Genomic DNA, 16,289 nt, shown 5'->3' on the forward strand with positions numbered 1-16,289 from the left:
CGATTTTACGAAGGCAAAACAAGGGATCATCGAATGACGTTGCCGGCAGCGTCAAACCGATGCGTGGCGTCGCCACTGGGCGAGGCATAAACCACATCGTCAGGCGCATAGGCGTGTTCACCAAACAGCCGCACCGTCAGAAGGCCGATGGCATCGCTTTCCAGATAGACGATTGTATCTGCACCCAGATGCTCGACATGCACGACTTTGCCGGACCATGTGCCGCTATCGCGAGACAGCACGATGTGTTCAGGACGAATACCCAGAGTTTTGTAGCCGTTTTCACCCAGCCGTTCGGCATCAATGAAATTCATCTGCGGAGAGCCGATGAAGCCTGCGACGAACAGATTGGCCGGGCGGTTATACAACTCCATGGGCGAACCAACCTGCTCGATGCGACCGGCGTTGAGAACGACGATCTTGTCGGCCAGCGTCATCGCCTCGACCTGATCATGGGTCACATAGATCATCGTCGCCTTCAGGCGGCGATGGAGACGGGCGATCTCCAGGCGCGTTTGGACGCGCAGTGCTGCATCAAGGTTGGAAAGCGGCTCATCGAACAGGAAAAGCGTTGGTTCGCGCACAATAGCACGGCCAATCGCGACGCGCTGACGCTGACCGCCGGACAGTTCCGCCGGACGCCGTTCCAGATAAGGTCCGAGCGAGAGCAGGGAGGACGCATTGGCGACCCGCGCCTCTATTTCATCCTTCGGCGTTCCCGCCTGCTTGAGACCGAGACCCATATTGTCTTTCACCGTCAGATGCGGATAAAGCGCATAAGACTGGAAAACCATGGCAATGCCGCGCTTGGCGGGGGGCACCGCAGACACTTCCCGACCATCGATAACGATTTCGCCGGAACTAATATCTTCAAGCCCCGCGATTGTTCGCAGCAAGGTGGATTTGCCGCAACCCGATGGCCCGACGAAGATCACGAACTCGCCGTCCTTGACCTCCAGATCGATGCCTTTCAGCACATCGACAGTGCCAAAGGATTTCGCGACGGATTTGAGTGTCAGATTACCCAAGGATTTTCTCCAGATTCAAAGATCGACCATGCGGCCGGTTCGCGCGCTTTCATCCGCCGCAAGGCAGATACGCAGCGATTGGACAGCATCGGTCATGTGCCGGTTGAGATCGATATCTTCGCGGATGGCTTTGAGAACATAGGCCTGTTCCCGGTCGCACAGCTCCTGATGCCCCGGCTCACCCTCCATCTGCAGAAACTGATCCGGCTGGATGAACTGGCCATCCGGTCCCGTCTGCGCCTTGTGAAGGCGGATGGTTGAGGTCTTCGTATGCGTATCGATATCGTCGGATTTGGCATTCGGGTCCATCACGATGGAGACCGAGCCTTTCGGCGACATCACGTCTTTGACGAAGAATGCCGTTTCCGAAATCATCGGGCCCCATCCCGCCTCGTACCAGCCGATGGAGCCATCGTCGAAGGTGACCTGAAGGTGGCCATAATTATACATGTCAGGCGCGATTTCATCGGAGAGACGCAGGCCCATGCCGCGAACCGACACCGGCTTGGCATCCGTGATCTGGCACATGACATCGACATAATGCACCCCGCAATCGACAATCGGCGGTGTGGTCTGCATCAGAGCCTTGTGCGTCGCCCATGTCTTACCCGATGACTGCTGGTTGAGGTTCATGCGGAAGACGTAAGGGCCACCAAGCTCACGAGCGAGCGAGATGAGCTTCATCCATGATGGATGGTGGCGCAGAATATAACCGACCACCAGTTTGCGACCATTGGCGCGGGCGCAGGCAACGACACGTTCTGCATCGGCCACCGTGGTTGCCAGCGGCTTTTCAACAAAGACATGGCACCCCGCTTCCATAGCCTTGATGGCGAAGGCGGCGTGACTATCGGAATAGGTATTGATCGAGCAGAGGTCCGGCTTCAACTCCGCCAGCGCATCCTCGAAGGATGGCAGGATTACGTGGCTCGAAAGCGGAGCAGGCAAAGTGGGTGTGGAGCGATTGACGAGGCCGACGATCTCGAAGCCCGGATTGGCGGCATAGGCCAGCGCATGGCTCATGCCCATATTTCCGAGGCCGGCAACCAGAACCTTGAGAGGTTGTTCGCTCATTTCACCGCTCCTGCCGTGATGCCGCGGATCAATTGCCGCGAGAAGATGGTGTAAAGGACGAGAACCGGGGCAATCGCCAGCGAAAGCGCTGCCAGAACCGCATTCCAGTTCGTTACGAACTGGCCGATGAAGATTTGCGCCCCGAGCGTGATTGTCTTGGTCGCTTCGCTGGGCGCGAGGATCAGCGGGAACCACAGATCGTTCCAGATCGGGATCATGGTGAAGACGGCCACCGTTGCCATGGATGGGCGGATGAGCGGCAGGACGAGGCGGAAGAAAATCTTGTATTCCGACAGCCCATCGATACGCCCGGCATTCTTCAGATCATCGGAAACCGTCCGCATGAATTCCGACAGGATGAAGATCGCAAGCGGCAGGCCCTGCGCCGTATAGACCAGAATAAGGGCAGTGCGCGTGTTGACCAGCCCCGTTGCCACCATGCCCTGCAAGATACCGATGGTGCCAAGGCGAATGGGGATCATGATACCCAGCGCCATATAAAGCCCAAGCCAGGTGTTGCCCTTGAAGCGATACTCCGACAGCGCAAAGGCCGCCATCGCCCCAAAGAGCAGAACAAGCGCAATCGACACGACGGTGACAATCAACGAATTTTGCAGGTAATGCACAAAATCGCTCTGCCCCAGTACGGTGGTGTAACCCACCAGATCGAAGGTCGATGGCAGCGGCACCTGCATGGGATTGCGGAAGATGGCGTTTCGCGACTTGAACGAATTGATGATCGTCAGCACCACCGGAAAAAGCGCGATGGCGGTATAGGTGAGGAGGATCGCGTGGGCTGCGACCGTGCGGGCGATGGAGGAACGGGCTTTCGACATGTCTGCTTCCCCTCTCAGAACTGATATCGGCGCATGCGGCGCTGAATGGCAAAGAGATAGAAGCTGACACCGGCGAGAATGATGAGGAACATCACTGTCGCAATCGTCGCGCCCATGGAGCGATCCCCGAGCTGAAGCTGGAAGCCGAAGAAGGTTCGATAGAGCAGCGTTCCCAGAATATCGGTGGATCCATCCGGCCCGGCAAGCGCGCCTTGCACTGTGTAAATCAGGTCGAAGGCGTTGAAATTTCCGACGAATGTCAAAATGGAGATGATGCCGATGGCGGGAAGAATGAGCGGCAGCTTGATCTTCCAGAACTGGCTCCAGCCCGTAATCCCATCCATCTCGGCAGCCTCGATCACCTCATCGGGAATGTTCAAAAGCGCCGCATAGATCAGCATCATGGGAATGCCGACATATTGCCAGACCGAAATCAGCGATACGGCGATGAGGGCGGAATTCGGCCTGCCGAGCCATGGGGCAAACAGGAATTTCAGATGAACGAAATCCAGCAGCGTCGGCGCGATACCCCAGAGCGGCGAAAGGATCAGCTTCCAGATGAAGCCGACGATCACGAAGGAGAGCAGCGTCGGAAGAAAGATGGCGGTTCGGTAAAAGGCCGAAAAGCGCAGCTTGGGTAACGAGAGCAAGGCCGCGAGAGCAACACCGATGGGGTTCTGCACCAGCATGTGGATGATGAAAAAGTAGATGTTGTTGACCAGCGCATTCCAGAAGCTGACGGACCAGCGATCTTCGAAGAACAGCGCTTTGAAATTCTCCATGCCGACGAAAATTCTCTGACCGTCCACTTCCCGGAAGAAGGAGAGCCATAAGGTGCTGCCAAGCGGAATGATCATGACAGCCGTGTAGACCAGAAATGCCGGCAGCATGAATATGAGAATATGCCAGCGAAACGGCCGCCTGATCGATCTTTGATCGTTGGAAGTGATATCGGCGCTCATGGGATCGGTCCGAACTGTCTAAAAGGAAAATCAATCATCGCGCCATGCGCATGGATGCTGCCAGCAATCCGCGCCTGAGACAGCTTGCCAATAACGGCAAGATGCTCAGGCTGGATATGGTCGATAGGCTGAATGTGCATGGCGACTTTCGATCGCCATGCACAAACCCAGACTTACTTTGCAGGCTTGTACCAGCTGTCGAGACCCTTCTGCAGCTTCTCAGCAGCAACGGTCGGTGTGTCCGTACCGTTGATCACGTTGGCGGATTCAACCCAGGTCTCGTTTTCGAGGTTAGGCGTGCCACGTGACAGGATCTGATAGGTGGAGCGGATCGTCGGCTTGCACTTTTCGCGCCAGGACACGAATTCCTGGGCAAGCGGATCGGCCATCTTTACAGCCGTTTTGTTCAGGCTGAAGAAGCCCGGCAGCGCGTTAGCATAGAGATCGGCGAACTCCGCAGAGGCAACCCATTCCAGGAACTTGGCAGCTTCTGCCGGGTGCTTGGACTTGGCATTGGCGCCCATGCCGATGTCGGTATGGTCAGAGATGTAGCAGGTATCGCCCGCCTTTTCGACTGGCGGCGGGAAAGCACCCATCTTGAACTGGGCCTGCGTGTTGAAGCCGGAGATTTCCCAGGAACCAGCGGGATAGATAGCAGCGCGGCCAAGCGTGAACATATTCTGGCTGTCAGGATAGGTCTGGGCTTCGAAGCCGTCGCCCAGATAATCCTTCCACTTGGCAAGCACTTCATAAGGCTTGACCCAATCGGCATCGGTCAGCTTCTGTTCGCCCTTGATCAGCGCCAGACGGCCTTCCTCACCCTTCCAGTAATTCGGTCCGATGTTCTGGTATCCCATGGTCGCGGCTTCCCACAAATCCTTGGTGCCCATGGCCATCGGAACATAGGTGCCGTCAGCCTTGATCTTGTCGAGTGCAGCGAAGAATTCAGCCTCGGTCTTCGGAACCTCGATTTTCAACGTATCGAAGGCTTCCTTGTTGTAGATGAAGCCGTGGATAACCGACGCCATGGGTACGCAGAAAGTCTGAGCGCCATCGTCTGTCGACCATGCGGTTTTCGCGACGTTGGAGAAATTCTCCATACCGGGATTCTTGGACAGATCGCTCAGATAGCCTTTCTTGAACAGCTCAAGCGAGGCATCGAAGGGGCGGCAAGTGATGAGGTCGCCAGCGGAACCGGATTCCAGCTTGGCATTCAGTGCGGCATTGTATTCGGTCGGCGCCATGGGCTGGAACTGGAGCTTGATGCCCGGGTTCTTGGCTTCGAAAGCCGGAATGAGCTTGTCTTTCCAGATGGCCAGATCGTCGTTGCGCCAGCTTTCAATGGTCAGCGTTACGTCTGCTGCCGATGCCATGCCAGCATAGGCAAACAGGCTTGCGCCCAGAGCCAGGGCCTTGGTGAGATTACGGATCATATTGTTCTCCCTCTTGGTGTAACGCCGCCACGGCGTTCATCAACTATGGTTGTTGCAGTCTCATTCGCCGATCAGCTGAAGCGCGCGCCGAACATTCTGGCCGCTTGTCTCAAGCATGGTTTCGGCTGAATTCTTGTCTTTCGCGCCTGCCGCCAGCAGAATCGCGATCTTGACGGAGCCGGACGCCTTTTCCACCAAACGTCCAGCCTCGTTCATATCCACACCCGTCACGCCCGATACGATGCGTGCGGCGCGCTCGATAAGCTTTTTATTGTCTGCACGCAAATTGACCATATAGCCGTCATGCACATGGCCAAGACGGATCGCCATCAGTGTCGAGAACATATTGAGCGCGATTTTCTGCGCTGTGCCTGCACCCATGCGGGTGGAGCCGGATACGAACTCCGGCGGTGTACGCAACAATATCGCAACATCGCAATCGTCGAAAAGTCTGGCATCAGGGTTATTGGCAATCGCCACCACCCGCGCGCCCTTCTTCCGGGCGACCTCTGCGACGGCCAACGCATAAGGGGTCGAGCCACTGGCGGAAATCGCAACAATGCAATCTCCTGCACCAATTGCTCCTTCGGCATCCAATCGCGCCTGATCGACATCGTCTTCCGGCGCGCCCGGCATATCGGACAAATTGCTGGCGCCGCCTGCAAACAGGATGGCGATCTGGTCGCGTCCGATGCCGTATGTGCCGGGCAATTCCAACCCATCCGCCATCGCCATCAACCCGGAGCTTCCCGCACCGGCGTAAACAAGCTTGTGACCGGACGCGATAGCGTCGGCTGCGAGCGCGGAAGCTACGGCTATCGCATCACGCACCGCATCCACGGTCCGTGCGGCTTCCTGTTGGCCCGAACTCAAAAGCGACAGAACATCCCCCGGCACCATGGTGTCGAGGCCCTTCGCTTTTTCGTGCAAACCTTCCGTTCCGCTTGCGCTCATCCAAAAACTCCCTGCACCAGGATTTAATGCCAAAAAAATACCAATTGTCCAGCGTCTTTTAAGAAATGGTTTATTTATTGAACACAGCCAAATGTGAAAAGGACGCAAAGCAGTGGTATTATTGCGAATTACCGCAATCTCAGAAATTTTCGCTTTACCACTTGGAAATTGGTATTTTTTTGGTATCTTCGCAGCAGGAGACAATTTCATGCAGCGATATCTCGTGGGAGTCGACGGCGGCGGCACGAGTTGCCGGGCAGCAGTCGCAGACGCAACCGGCAGAATTCTCGGTCGTGGCAAAAGCGGCGCGTCCAACATCATGACCGCGCCCGACAGGGCTATTCTCAACATTACAGAAGCTGCGACAGCGGCTTTTGCAGATGCGGGTCTCGATATCGGCCTCGTGAAAGAGGCCTACGCCTTTCTCGGGCTTGCAGGCAACCACGTCGAAAATACTGTCGCCTACGTCATGCCGCGCCTGCCCTTCCATCACTCGATCATCGAGTCCGATGGGCTGATCGCTTTGCAGGGCGCTCTCGGTGAAGGCAATGGCGCGGTGGCCATTCTGGGCACCGGCACAATCTATATCGCCCGCACAGGTGCCGACATCCGCTACATCGGTGGATGGGGCTATCATCTCGGTGATTTGGGAAGCGGTGCGCGGCTTGGCCAGTTGGCCTTGCAGGAAAGCTTGCTGGCCTATGACGGAATTTCGCAAAAGACTGAAATGACCCGTGTGCTGTTGGACGATTTCAACAATGAGCCTCGCAAGATGGTCGCCTTTTCGCAAGCCGCAAAGCCCGGTGATTATGGCCGCTATGCACCCCGCGTGTTTGAGTTTGCCGCTGCGGGCGATAAAGCGGCCCTGGCAATCCTGCTTCAGTCTGCTGGCGACATCGACCTCTCTCTGGACCGCGTCGCTGAGCTGACGGATGGCGGCAGGCTCTGCCTTCTCGGCGGATTATCAGCGCTATATGCACCCTATCTGGCGCAACGCCATCGCGAACGCCTCGTTCAACCGTTGGAAGATGCACTGGCCGGCTCCATCGCACTTGCGAAAAACGCTTTTGCCCACGTGGAAGAGGGGGCGGCATGACGGAAACCCTGTCCCAGTTCCTGTCGCCAGCCGATCTGCAATCCAACGGATCCGGCCCGCTTTACATGAAGCTGCGGCAATCGCTGGAAGAGGCCATTCTTTCCGGCAAACTGAGCCATGGACAGGCCCTGCCCCCTGAGCGCGATCTGGCAGAATTTGCCAATGTCAGCCGGGTCACCGTGCGCAAGGCGGTGGATGATTTGGTCAAGGATGGGCTTTTGACCCGCAAGCATGGGTCGGGCACCTTCGTCATGAAGCCGGTCTCGCGCCTGCAACAGCCTTTGTCGCGACTAACATCCTTCACAGAAGACATGGCGCGGCGGGGCTACGTTACCCGTTCCGAATGGCTGGCGCGTGGGCTGTTTCATCCCTCATCCGATGAAATGATGATGCTGGGCCTCAAGGTTGATATGATGGTCGCACGGCTGGAGCGCCTGCGCATTGCCAATGAATTGCCACTTGCAATCGAGCGCGCCAGCCTCGCCTCCGATATTCTGCCGGACCCGAAGGCGGTCGGAACCTCGCTTTATGCTGAGCTTCACCGCACCGGTCACAAGCCGGTTCGCGCCGTGCAGCGCATCTCCGCCTGCAATGTCAGCCGCGAGGATGCGGGCCTGCTGGCCGTTCCCGAGGGGTCGGCGGGCCTTGCTATTGAGCGGATATCCTATCTGGAGTCTGGCCGGGTGGTGGAACTCACCCGCTCGCTCTATCGCGGTGACGCCTATGACTTCGTCGCTGAAATGACACTGACAGAATGACCCGGATGGGCGGCTGATTTGCAGGCCGGCACCACAGGAAGAGAGAATGCTATGCCAACCCATATGCGCCAGGAAATCGATGAAATTCCCGATGCCGCCAGCCGTCTGCTGAGCCGCTCGCAGAATGCGCTACACGCAGCGGGTAAGGCGTTGCGCGAGCGTGACCCCGCCTTTCTCATCACCATCGCGCGCGGGTCTTCCGATCATGCAGCGCATTTCCTCAAATACGCTATCGAGCAACAGGCAGGCCGCGCCGTGGCCTCCATCGGTCCATCGCTTGCCTCCATCTACGGCAAATCGTTGAAGCTCGATCAGGCGGCAGCAATCTCCATTTCGCAATCGGGCAAAAGCCCGGACATCGTGGCGCTTGCCCAATCGGCAGCAGCCTCCGGAGCGCTGACGATTTCGCTGACCAACACTCAGCCCTCGCCGCTATCTGATGCTTCGGCTCATGCCGTCGATATCAATGCCGGGCCGGAGCTTGCGGTCGCGGCCACCAAATCCTTCTTCAACTCGGTGCTGGCCGGCCTCGCAATCCTTGGCGAATGGACCGCAGATGCTGATTTGCAGCGTTCAATCCAGCACCTGCCTGAAAAGCTTGCCGAAGCAATAAAGCTGGATTGGCACGAATTGGCAGCGGAATTGGGTGAGGCAGAATCGCTCTACATGCTCGGTCGTGGCCCGTCCTTGGCCATTGCCAGCGAGGCTGCGCTGAAATTCAAGGAGACATCGGAAATGCATGCCGAGGCCTATTCCAGCGCCGAGGTGCTGCATGGACCGGTGGCTCTGGTAGACCGGCGCTTCCCTGTCGTGACCTTTGCGGCGCGTGACGCGGCCCTCTCCTCCGTGCGCAGCACCGCCGACAGTCTTGCAGAAAAGGGCGCGCTTGCCTTCATCACTGCCGATGGTGCGGCCCATGCGCGCCGCCTGCCCTTCGTCGAAACCGGCCATCCGCTGACAGATTCCCTTGCCCTCATCGTGCCCTTTTATGGTTTCGTAGAAGCATGGTCGCGTTCGCGCGGCTTTAATCCTGACGCGCCAGCCGCCCTCAAGAAAGTCACGGAGACCCGCTGATCATGGTTCAAGCACTGACCAATGCCCGGATTTTCGATGGTTTGCAGTGGCACGACAACAGCGCCTTGCTGATCGACAGCGGCAAGGTGGCGGGCGTGGTGGCGCAGGGGGAACTGCCATCCGGCATAGAGCAGGTCGATGCTGGCGGAGCGATCATCGTGCCGGGCTTTATCGATTTGCAGGTTAACGGCGGCGGCGGCGTGATGCTGAACGACGATCAGTCTGTCGAAGGCATCCGGCAGATTTGCGCCGCCCATGCGAAATTCGGAACGACCGCACTTTTACCTACTCTGATTACCGACACGCGCGAGATAACGGCAGCGGCCATTGAAGCCGGGTTGAAAGCAAAGGCAGCGAAGGTTCCGGGCTTTCTAGGCCTGCATCTGGAAGGGCCGCATCTTTCCGTTGCCCGCAAGGGCACCCATCATCCGGGGCTGATCCGGTCTATGGAAGATGTGGATCTCGAACGCCTGCTGGCCATCGGCCACAGCTTCGAAGCGCTGATGATTACGGTCGCGCCTGAAAACACGACTGAGGAGCAGGTCAGAGCGCTGGCGAAAGCCGGATTTGCCGTCAGCCTTGGCCACACCAATGCGCCCTATGAGACGGCAAAAGCCTATGCCGAAGCTGGTGCGCGAACCGTGACCCACCTGTTCAATGCCATGAGCCCGCTGGAAAATCGTTCGCCCGGCCTCGTCGGCGCAGCGCTCGATCTCGGCAATCTCTCGACTGGCATCATTGCCGATGGTTTCCACGTCCACCCCGCCTCGATGGGCCTTGCGCTGCGAGCAAAGCGTGGACCGGGCCGAGTATTCATCGTCACCGACGCCATGTCCACCATCGGCACCGATTTGACCGGCCTGACGCTGAACGACCGTCAGATTTATCGCAAGGACGGGCGTCTGACGCTGGCGGACGGCACGCTGGCGGGGGCCGATATCGACATGCTGTCATCCGTGCTTTTCGTCCATCGTCAGCTCGGGCTCGATTTCGAAGAAGCCGTGCGCATGGCAAGCCTTTACCCGGCAGAGGCCATCGGTGTGTCAGATCATAAAGGCCGTTTGAAAGCCGGTTACGACGCCGATTTCGTGGTTCTGACCGATGACCATCATATGAGAAGTACGTGGATTGGTGGCGAGCGAGTATTCGCTGCTTGATCAAGGTAGTTCGACAAAAAATACGCGGAGCATGATCGCCCCGCGTAAATCTTCAGTTCAATCTTGCCCAAAATGGCGTGGTCACAAACCAGCCATCACCTTATCCAGCGTAAGCGGCAGATCACGAATCCGCAAGCCCGTCGCATTGTAGACCGCGTTTGCAATCGCCGCTCCGACACCCGTTATACCAATCTCACCTATGCCGCGTGCGCCCATGGGTGCCTGTGGATCTGGCTTGTTGGTGTAGATGATGTCGATGGGTGGGACGTCCATCTGCACCGGTACATGATAATCCGCCAGCGAAGCGTTGACGACGCGGCCTGTTCTCTCATCGAAATTGGTTTCTTCGGTGAGTGCAAGGCCGATGCCCATGATGATGCCGCCCTTGAACTGGCTGGTTGCCATCTTGGCATTCAGTATCTGCCCGGCATCGAAGGAGCCGAGGAACCGCGACACCCGCGTTTCGCCCGTTAGCGCACTGACCCGCACCTCGCAGAACTGTGCGCCATAGGAGTGCATCGAAAAAGCCTGCATCTCCGCCGGTGCTGGTCCTTCCGCTTCACATACCAGCTCTTCACGCCCTGCCCTGCGCAATATGGACTGATAGCTCTCGTAGCGGCTCTCGTCGTCCATATGGCTAAGACCACCGTCCCGAGGTTCGACCTCGGAAAGCGACAGACCGGCCAGTGGCGAGTCATTGCCGGCGAGCTTGATCAGCTCCTCGACAAAGACTTCCGTCGCAGCGATGACGGCACCGCCAATCGAGGCGGTCTGTGTCGAGCCACCAGCAATCACCCCACGCGGCAGGTTGCTATCGCCATATTCGAAGGTCACATGGTCGAGCGGCACACCCAACCGCGCAGCGATGTGTTGAGCCTGAGCCGTGGCCGTTCCCATGCCCATGTCGTGCACGGCGGTCGATACCGTGACATGGCCCTCTGCCGTCAGCTTGATCCTCGCCGCACCACCGGGAAAACGATGGTAGGGATAGGTCGCAGTGGCGCAACCCATGCCAATCAGCCATTCACCTTCGCGCTTCTGGCGTGGGGTCTGGCTTCGGCGATCCCAGCCGAATTTTTCGGCACCTTTCTCATAGGCTTCGATGAGATAACGTGACGAGAACGGCTTGCCGCTCGTCGGGTCTTTTTCCGGTTCGATACGGCGACGCAGCTCGATCGGGTCCATTGCCAGCTTGTCGGCCAGTTCATCCAGCGCGCATTCCAGGGCGAAAGTGCCGACGGATTCGCCGGGGGCACGCATGAAGGTGTTGACCAGCATGTCCATGTCGGCGACATCCTGCGCTAAGCGGAAGGTCCTGGCGGAATAGAGGTGCTTTGCTGGAAAGGTAAACTGTTCCGGGCAGGAATTGTGCAGCGTCATCGCCGCCGTTCCCGTGTGGATCAGCGCATCCAGCGTGCCATCGGATTTGGCACCGAGCGCCACCCGTTGCTCCGTCACCGTGCGACCGCCAATGATACGAAACACGCCTTCGCGAGACAGCATGATCCGCACCGGTCGTTCGGCCAGCTTCGACGCAGCACAGGCGAGGATTTGGTGGTCCCAAAGACACTTGCCGCCGAAACCGCCACCGACATAGGGAGATGTCACATGGACCTTGTCCAGATCGAGATCGAAGATATCGGCAAGCTGACCTTTGGTCAGGTCCAGCAACTGGCTGGCATCATGCAAACGCAACTCGTCACCGTTCCAGGCAACCGTTGCCGCATGCAGCTCGATGGCATTGTGATTGTGGCGCGGCGTCCGATAGATGACATCGACTTTGACCTCGGCGTTGGCGAGCGCCGTCTCGGCATCGCCAATTTCCACGACGGGCGGTTGACCAAGAAGGTTGTCCAGCTGGCGCGGTGTTTTCTTCGCCTCATCGAAAGACGTTACCGCTGGCAGCACCGCATAGTCCGCCTTGATGAGCGAAGCGGCATAGTCCGCCTGTTCCTGCGTTTGCGCCAGAACCAGGGCGATTGGTTGGCCGTTCCAGTGGATTTCATCGTTCTGCATGACCGGAAGATCGCTGGAACCCGCCGCAGTCGGCGATGACATCATCAATGACGGCGCCTTCATGCGTGGCGCATTCTGATAGGTCATAACAAGAATGACGCCTAGTGCCGCCTCTGCCGCCTTCACATCCAGATCGGTGATGCGACCGCGCGCAATGGTGCTGAAGGCCAGCGCTGCATAGCTGATGTTGTCATAAGGAAACTCTGCAGCAAAACGCGTCTTGCCCTGAACCTTCATCGGCCCATCAATACGGGATACCGGCTGGCCGAGCGTGCCGTGTTTGCGCAGCATCGGGTCAGACGTAACGGCGGGCTGCCAGCGGCCCGGCTTGCCTGCTTCTGGCAGCGTTTGGGTTTCGGCGCTCATGCGTTTTCTCCCTTCAATTCTTCAAGAACGGCAACGATGGTTCGTTTCGCCAGTTCGATTTTGAACGCGTTATCACGCAGGCCAACGGCATCCGCGAGTTCCGCTTCGGCAGCAGCGCGGAAACGATCCGCATCCGCCTTTTGACCTCTCAAAGCCGCCTCGGCTTTCAAGGCGCGCCATGGTTTGTGGGCAACACCGCCAAGCGCCAGCCTGACGTCCTTCACGATACCGGCGTCGTCCACATCCAGAGCCGCAGCAACGGAAATGAGAGCGAAAGCGTAGCTCGCGCGGTCCCGCACCTTTCGGTATGCAGACCGCCGCGCGAAAGCGAGCGGCGGAATTTCGACCGCCGTAATCAGCTCATCCGGCTGCAATTCGGTCTCCACATCGGGTCGGTCGCCGGGCAGACGGTGAAGGTCACGCAGTGGCATGCTGCGAGTGCCCGCCGGTCCCTGAAGGTGAACGACGGCATCTAGTGCAACGAGCGCCACACACATGTCAGACGGATGGCTCGCCACGCAGCTTTCGGATGCGCCGAGAATTGCGTGGTAGCGATTGAAACCTCCCAAAGCATCACAGCCCGCATGCGGCTGTCGCTTGTTGCAACGGGCGGCATTGTCGTAAAAGTACCGACAGCGGGTACGCTGAAGAATGTTGCCGCCAACCGTCGCCACATTGCGGATTTGCGCACTTGCCCCGGCGAGAATAGAGCGGGACAGAAGCGGAAAACGAGCGCGCACAGCATCATGGGCTGCAAGGGCCGTATTCTTCACTCCGGCACCGATCAGCAGACTGCCGTCGGCGCGCTGCTCAATGGTGCTTGGCAGATGCGATATATCGACGAGCGTTTCCGGCCTTTCGACCGTTTCGCGCATGAGATCGACAAGATTGGTGCCGCCACCCAGATATTTCGCGGCAGGGCCTGCCTGTTTGAGCGCAATGGCGGAAGCCGCATCTGATGCCTGATGATAGGAGAAAATGTTCATGCCCGTGCCCTCTCTTCGGTCGGCATCACAGTCTGATGTGCCAAGGTTTCGGAAATGGCTTCGACAATGCCGTTATAGGCGCCGCATCGACAGAGATTGCCGCTCATACGCTCGCGGATTTCGGTGTCGCTGACCGGAATGCTGCCTGCTGAAAGATCGCTGGTGACGGCGCTCGGAATGTTGCGTTCGATCTCGCCTGCCATCCCGATGGCGGAACAGAGCTGCCCGGGCGTGCAATAGCCGCACTGGAAGCCGTCATGCTCAATGAAGGCTTTCTGCAAGGCATTGAGATTGCCATTGTCGGCAAGCCCTTCGACTGTCGTGATGCTGCGGCCCTGATATTGAACCGCAAGCGCGAGACAGGAATTGATGCGCTCGCCATCGACAAGCACGGTGCAGGCACCGCACGCGCCTTGGTCGCATCCTTTTTTCGTCCCCGTAAAACCCAGAGTGTTACGCATGAGATCGAGCAGAGACGTGCGGATGTCCGCCTCGACCTCTATCGCTTCTCCATTGATGGTAAAATGCATAGGACATCTCCCTTGGCTGAAACGTATGGATGTGATGATGGTTCGCAGGACGGTGAGGTGCCTACGGGTTCAGGTCCTCAATGGAGGACGGTCTGCTTGCCTTGATGCCGCACGGACATGGCCCGGCGGGATGTCTACGTTGTTCAGTCCGCCATCAGCGCGGTCTGCCGACTGGCGGCAATGTCGGCAACAACCGACAGCGCCAGCGAATGAGCGTCACGCGCGCGCCCGAAAAGCCCGATTGGCGCCTTGATCCGGTCGATTGCCTCATCCGAATGGCCACTCTCGCGCAACCGCTCCACACGTTTTTCGTGGGTGCGGGAACTGCCAAGCGCGCCGATATAGAAAGGCCGAGCCTTCAATGACGCCTCCAGCACAGGCATTTCCAGCTCGAGATCATGCTGAAGAAGCGCCACGGCGGTATTCGCATCGATTACAGACGCGTCGCCCGCAGCATGCTCGTAAAGCACGACCTCGTAACCTGCCGCCTTCGCTACCTTCGATGCCATCTCAACCTCCAGAGTGCGGCCGAACAACACCACACGGACGGCGGGGCGATAGCTGGTGACGAAGGTATCTCCGTCCCAACCCGTCTGAGCCGACGTGGCACCGAGTGACAGGGCTTCCCGACCGGAAGCGTAAGACAGCTGCGCCTGCTTTCGGCTTTTCATAGCCTCCAGAACGGCGGAAATCGGCTCGAGATAGCGAAGAAGGTGGATGGCAACAGTAATGCCGCCCCCGCATGGAAGCACGATATCGAAGAAGGGCGATCCCTCGCCCAGCATGACGAAACGGTCGTGACCGGTTTCGATTGCCTGCAACGCTTCCGCCGCAACAGCTGCCTCGGTGCAGCCGCCGGATACATAGCCGCAATAGCGCCCGTCACTGGCGACAGCCATATGCGCGCCCAGCGGACGAGATGACCCGCCGCGAATTTCGACCAGCGTACAGAGCGCCACCTGGCAACCGCTCTTGGCCACCTGAAGTGCGAAATCGAGGATTTCGGCGGGGCTATCCGTCGAAAACGCCTTCACCGGCACACGTATTTCCTCTGGCACGGTCTTTAAGGCCAGCCGAGAGTTGGGGCGACAGAGAGGGAACGAATGTCCGCCGGGGTCGTTATGGAGGCTGATGTCGATGGATTGGGTCATTACAGGCTCCTGCTTGCGGCGCTGGATTGAACGCCTAAACCTCAAGAATGCCGGATGGTTCCGACATTGCGATTATTCGGCCGGCCCCTCGTGTGATTTCGGCATGACATCTGCCCCCGATTTGAACTAATGATTGAACGGCGCCACGCATAACCGGAGGCGCCTCCGTTTAATCTAGTGACTTGCGATCATTCGTCAAGCCTTTTCGTGTGGAGTGAATTTAAAGTGCCGAAGGAGCGCCCGTCGCAATCGCCTGCGCCGACCCAGTTGCGTGCTGACGCGCGTCGCAATCGTGAAAAGCTGGTCGAAGTCGCAGCAAGTGCTTTTGCGGAACAGGGCGCCGCCGCTTCACTCGAGGATATCGCGCGACGCGCAGGCGTCGGCATCGGCACGCTTTACCGGCACTTCCCAACCCGCGAACATCTGGTTGAAGTCGTTTATCGCCGTGAACTCGAGCTGATAGCCACGGCTGCCACCGAGTTGATGGCAGAAAAAGCGCCAGACGCTGCGCTTGAAGAATGGATGCTGCGGTTCGTTGGCTATATGGCAGCCAAGCGCGGCATGGCCAGCAGCCTGAAACTGCTGTTCACATCCAATTCCACGCTTTTTGCCGAAGGCTCAAATCTTCTGCAGTCCGCATTTGGAAAGCTTCTCGACAATGCGGTCGAAGCCGGAGCCATCAAGGGAGACATCCAGCCCGCGGATGTTCTCAACGCGCTGTTCGGCATCTACTCGATTCCAGATGGACCCGATTGGCGCGAGCGGGCGCACAGGATCGTTCGTCTCGTCATGGATGGCTTGCGGCAGCAGCCTTAGCGCCGGTGACTAAAACCGCTTTTGGAGATGTTGGACATCTTTGCGTTTGCTG

At 58.2% G+C, this 16,289-nt stretch carries 16 protein-coding genes; 5 read left to right on the top strand and 11 right to left on the bottom strand.

Annotation, left to right across the window (positions count from 1 at the left end; all coding sequences use genetic code 11):
- Window positions 1-26: 26 nt before the first annotated feature.
- The 7 genes from ABUK73_RS09615 to ABUK73_RS09645 are packed head-to-tail and all read right to left on the bottom strand — an operon-like array spanning window position 27 to window position 6,287.
- Window positions 27-1,028, bottom strand: a complete 1,002-nt coding sequence (locus ABUK73_RS09615; protein WP_353577084.1) for an ABC transporter ATP-binding protein — start codon at window positions 1,026-1,028, stop codon at window positions 27-29.
- A 15-nt stretch (window positions 1,029-1,043) separates the two neighbouring features.
- On the bottom strand, window positions 1,044-2,102 hold the full coding sequence (locus ABUK73_RS09620; RefSeq protein WP_353577085.1) for a Gfo/Idh/MocA family protein: 1,059 nt from the start codon (window positions 2,100-2,102) through the stop codon (window positions 1,044-1,046).
- Window positions 2,099-2,938, bottom strand: a complete 840-nt coding sequence (locus ABUK73_RS09625) for a carbohydrate ABC transporter permease (RefSeq protein ID WP_113086598.1) — start codon at window positions 2,936-2,938, stop codon at window positions 2,099-2,101. Before ABUK73_RS09625 ends, ABUK73_RS09620 begins: the two co-directional genes overlap by 4 nt.
- A 14-nt stretch (window positions 2,939-2,952) precedes the next feature.
- On the bottom strand, window positions 2,953-3,900 hold the full coding sequence (locus ABUK73_RS09630; RefSeq protein WP_353577086.1) for a carbohydrate ABC transporter permease: 948 nt from the start codon (window positions 3,898-3,900) through the stop codon (window positions 2,953-2,955).
- Window positions 3,897-4,040 carry a hypothetical protein gene (locus tag ABUK73_RS09635; RefSeq protein WP_353577087.1) on the bottom strand — a complete coding sequence of 48 codons (144 nt, stop codon included), beginning with the start codon at window positions 4,038-4,040 and terminating at the stop codon, window positions 3,897-3,899. Before ABUK73_RS09635 ends, ABUK73_RS09630 begins: the two co-directional genes overlap by 4 nt.
- A 33-nt stretch (window positions 4,041-4,073) precedes the next feature.
- Entirely contained in the window at window positions 4,074-5,333 is a 1,260-nt protein-coding gene (locus tag ABUK73_RS09640) for an ABC transporter substrate-binding protein (protein ID WP_353577088.1), read from the bottom strand.
- Window positions 5,334-5,393: 60 nt separating this feature from the next.
- Complete coding sequence (locus tag ABUK73_RS09645; protein ID WP_353577089.1) at window positions 5,394-6,287, bottom strand: N-acetylmuramic acid 6-phosphate etherase; 894 nt, start codon at window positions 6,285-6,287, stop codon at window positions 5,394-5,396.
- A 208-nt stretch (window positions 6,288-6,495) separates the two neighbouring features.
- On the opposite strand from ABUK73_RS09645, the gene ABUK73_RS09650 reads away from it, so the two are divergent.
- The 4 genes from ABUK73_RS09650 to nagA are packed head-to-tail and all read left to right on the top strand — an operon-like array spanning window position 6,496 to window position 10,372.
- Complete coding sequence (locus tag ABUK73_RS09650) at window positions 6,496-7,383, top strand: BadF/BadG/BcrA/BcrD ATPase family protein (protein WP_353577090.1); 888 nt, start codon at window positions 6,496-6,498, stop codon at window positions 7,381-7,383.
- The gene (locus ABUK73_RS09655; RefSeq protein ID WP_353577091.1) at window positions 7,380-8,141 is read left to right on the top strand and encodes a GntR family transcriptional regulator; all 762 of its coding nucleotides are present in this window, start codon (window positions 7,380-7,382) and stop codon (window positions 8,139-8,141) included. The genes ABUK73_RS09650 and ABUK73_RS09655 overlap by 4 nt, the downstream gene beginning before the upstream one ends.
- A 51-nt stretch (window positions 8,142-8,192) precedes the next feature.
- Window positions 8,193-9,215 carry an SIS domain-containing protein gene (locus tag ABUK73_RS09660; RefSeq protein ID WP_353577092.1) on the top strand — a complete coding sequence of 341 codons (1,023 nt, stop codon included), beginning with the start codon at window positions 8,193-8,195 and terminating at the stop codon, window positions 9,213-9,215.
- Entirely contained in the window at window positions 9,212-10,372 is a 1,161-nt protein-coding gene (gene nagA / locus ABUK73_RS09665; protein WP_353577276.1) for an N-acetylglucosamine-6-phosphate deacetylase, read from the top strand. The genes ABUK73_RS09660 and nagA overlap by 4 nt, the downstream gene beginning before the upstream one ends.
- Window positions 10,373-10,453: 81 nt before the next feature.
- Here the strand turns inward: nagA and ABUK73_RS09670 are convergent, their stop codons facing one another.
- From ABUK73_RS09670 to ABUK73_RS09685, 4 genes are all read right to left on the bottom strand, one after another.
- Window positions 10,454-12,754 carry a xanthine dehydrogenase family protein molybdopterin-binding subunit gene (locus ABUK73_RS09670; protein WP_353577093.1) on the bottom strand — a complete coding sequence of 767 codons (2,301 nt, stop codon included), beginning with the start codon at window positions 12,752-12,754 and terminating at the stop codon, window positions 10,454-10,456.
- Complete coding sequence (locus ABUK73_RS09675) at window positions 12,751-13,740, bottom strand: FAD binding domain-containing protein (protein WP_353577094.1); 990 nt, start codon at window positions 13,738-13,740, stop codon at window positions 12,751-12,753. Before ABUK73_RS09675 ends, ABUK73_RS09670 begins: the two co-directional genes overlap by 4 nt.
- Entirely contained in the window at window positions 13,737-14,270 is a 534-nt protein-coding gene (locus ABUK73_RS09680; protein WP_353577095.1) for a 2Fe-2S iron-sulfur cluster-binding protein, read from the bottom strand. Before ABUK73_RS09680 ends, ABUK73_RS09675 begins: the two co-directional genes overlap by 4 nt.
- Before the next feature lie 143 nt (window positions 14,271-14,413).
- A complete protein-coding gene (locus tag ABUK73_RS09685) occupies window positions 14,414-15,421 on the bottom strand; it encodes an XdhC family protein (protein WP_353577096.1) in 1,008 nt (335 codons plus the stop codon).
- Window positions 15,422-15,646: 225 nt separating this feature from the next.
- Here ABUK73_RS09685 and ABUK73_RS09690 point away from each other — a divergent pair, with 225 nt between their 5' ends.
- A complete protein-coding gene (locus ABUK73_RS09690; protein WP_353577097.1) occupies window positions 15,647-16,237 on the top strand; it encodes a TetR/AcrR family transcriptional regulator in 591 nt (196 codons plus the stop codon).
- Window positions 16,238-16,289: the final 52 nt, after the last annotated feature.

Source organism: Agrobacterium vacciniicorymbosi, from assembly GCF_040427045.1.
In the GTDB taxonomy this organism is placed as follows: domain Bacteria; phylum Pseudomonadota; class Alphaproteobacteria; order Rhizobiales; family Rhizobiaceae; genus Agrobacterium.

Excerpts from the sequence above, each read along its gene's own strand:
- ABUK73_RS09620 (WP_353577085.1), bottom strand. The coding sequence starts at position 2,102 with ATGAGCGAACAACCTCTCAAGGTTCTGGTTGCCGGCCTCGGAAATATG.
- ABUK73_RS09625 (WP_113086598.1), bottom strand. The coding sequence starts at position 2,938 with ATGTCGAAAGCCCGTTCCTCCATCGCCCGCACGGTCGCAGCCCACGCG.
- ABUK73_RS09630 (WP_353577086.1), bottom strand. The coding sequence starts at position 3,900 with ATGAGCGCCGATATCACTTCCAACGATCAAAGATCGATCAGGCGGCCG.
- ABUK73_RS09635 (WP_353577087.1), bottom strand. The coding sequence starts at position 4,040 with ATGCACATTCAGCCTATCGACCATATCCAGCCTGAGCATCTTGCCGTT.
- ABUK73_RS09640 (WP_353577088.1), bottom strand. The coding sequence starts at position 5,333 with ATGATCCGTAATCTCACCAAGGCCCTGGCTCTGGGCGCAAGCCTGTTT.
- ABUK73_RS09645 (WP_353577089.1), bottom strand. The coding sequence starts at position 6,287 with ATGAGCGCAAGCGGAACGGAAGGTTTGCACGAAAAAGCGAAGGGCCTC.
- ABUK73_RS09650 (WP_353577090.1), top strand. The coding sequence starts at position 6,496 with ATGCAGCGATATCTCGTGGGAGTCGACGGCGGCGGCACGAGTTGCCGG.
- ABUK73_RS09655 (WP_353577091.1), top strand. The coding sequence starts at position 7,380 with ATGACGGAAACCCTGTCCCAGTTCCTGTCGCCAGCCGATCTGCAATCC.
- ABUK73_RS09660 (WP_353577092.1), top strand. The coding sequence starts at position 8,193 with ATGCCAACCCATATGCGCCAGGAAATCGATGAAATTCCCGATGCCGCC.
- ABUK73_RS09670 (WP_353577093.1), bottom strand. The coding sequence starts at position 12,754 with ATGAGCGCCGAAACCCAAACGCTGCCAGAAGCAGGCAAGCCGGGCCGC.
- ABUK73_RS09675 (WP_353577094.1), bottom strand. The coding sequence starts at position 13,740 with ATGAACATTTTCTCCTATCATCAGGCATCAGATGCGGCTTCCGCCATT.
- ABUK73_RS09680 (WP_353577095.1), bottom strand. The coding sequence starts at position 14,270 with ATGCATTTTACCATCAATGGAGAAGCGATAGAGGTCGAGGCGGACATC.
- ABUK73_RS09685 (WP_353577096.1), bottom strand. The coding sequence starts at position 15,421 with ATGACCCAATCCATCGACATCAGCCTCCATAACGACCCCGGCGGACAT.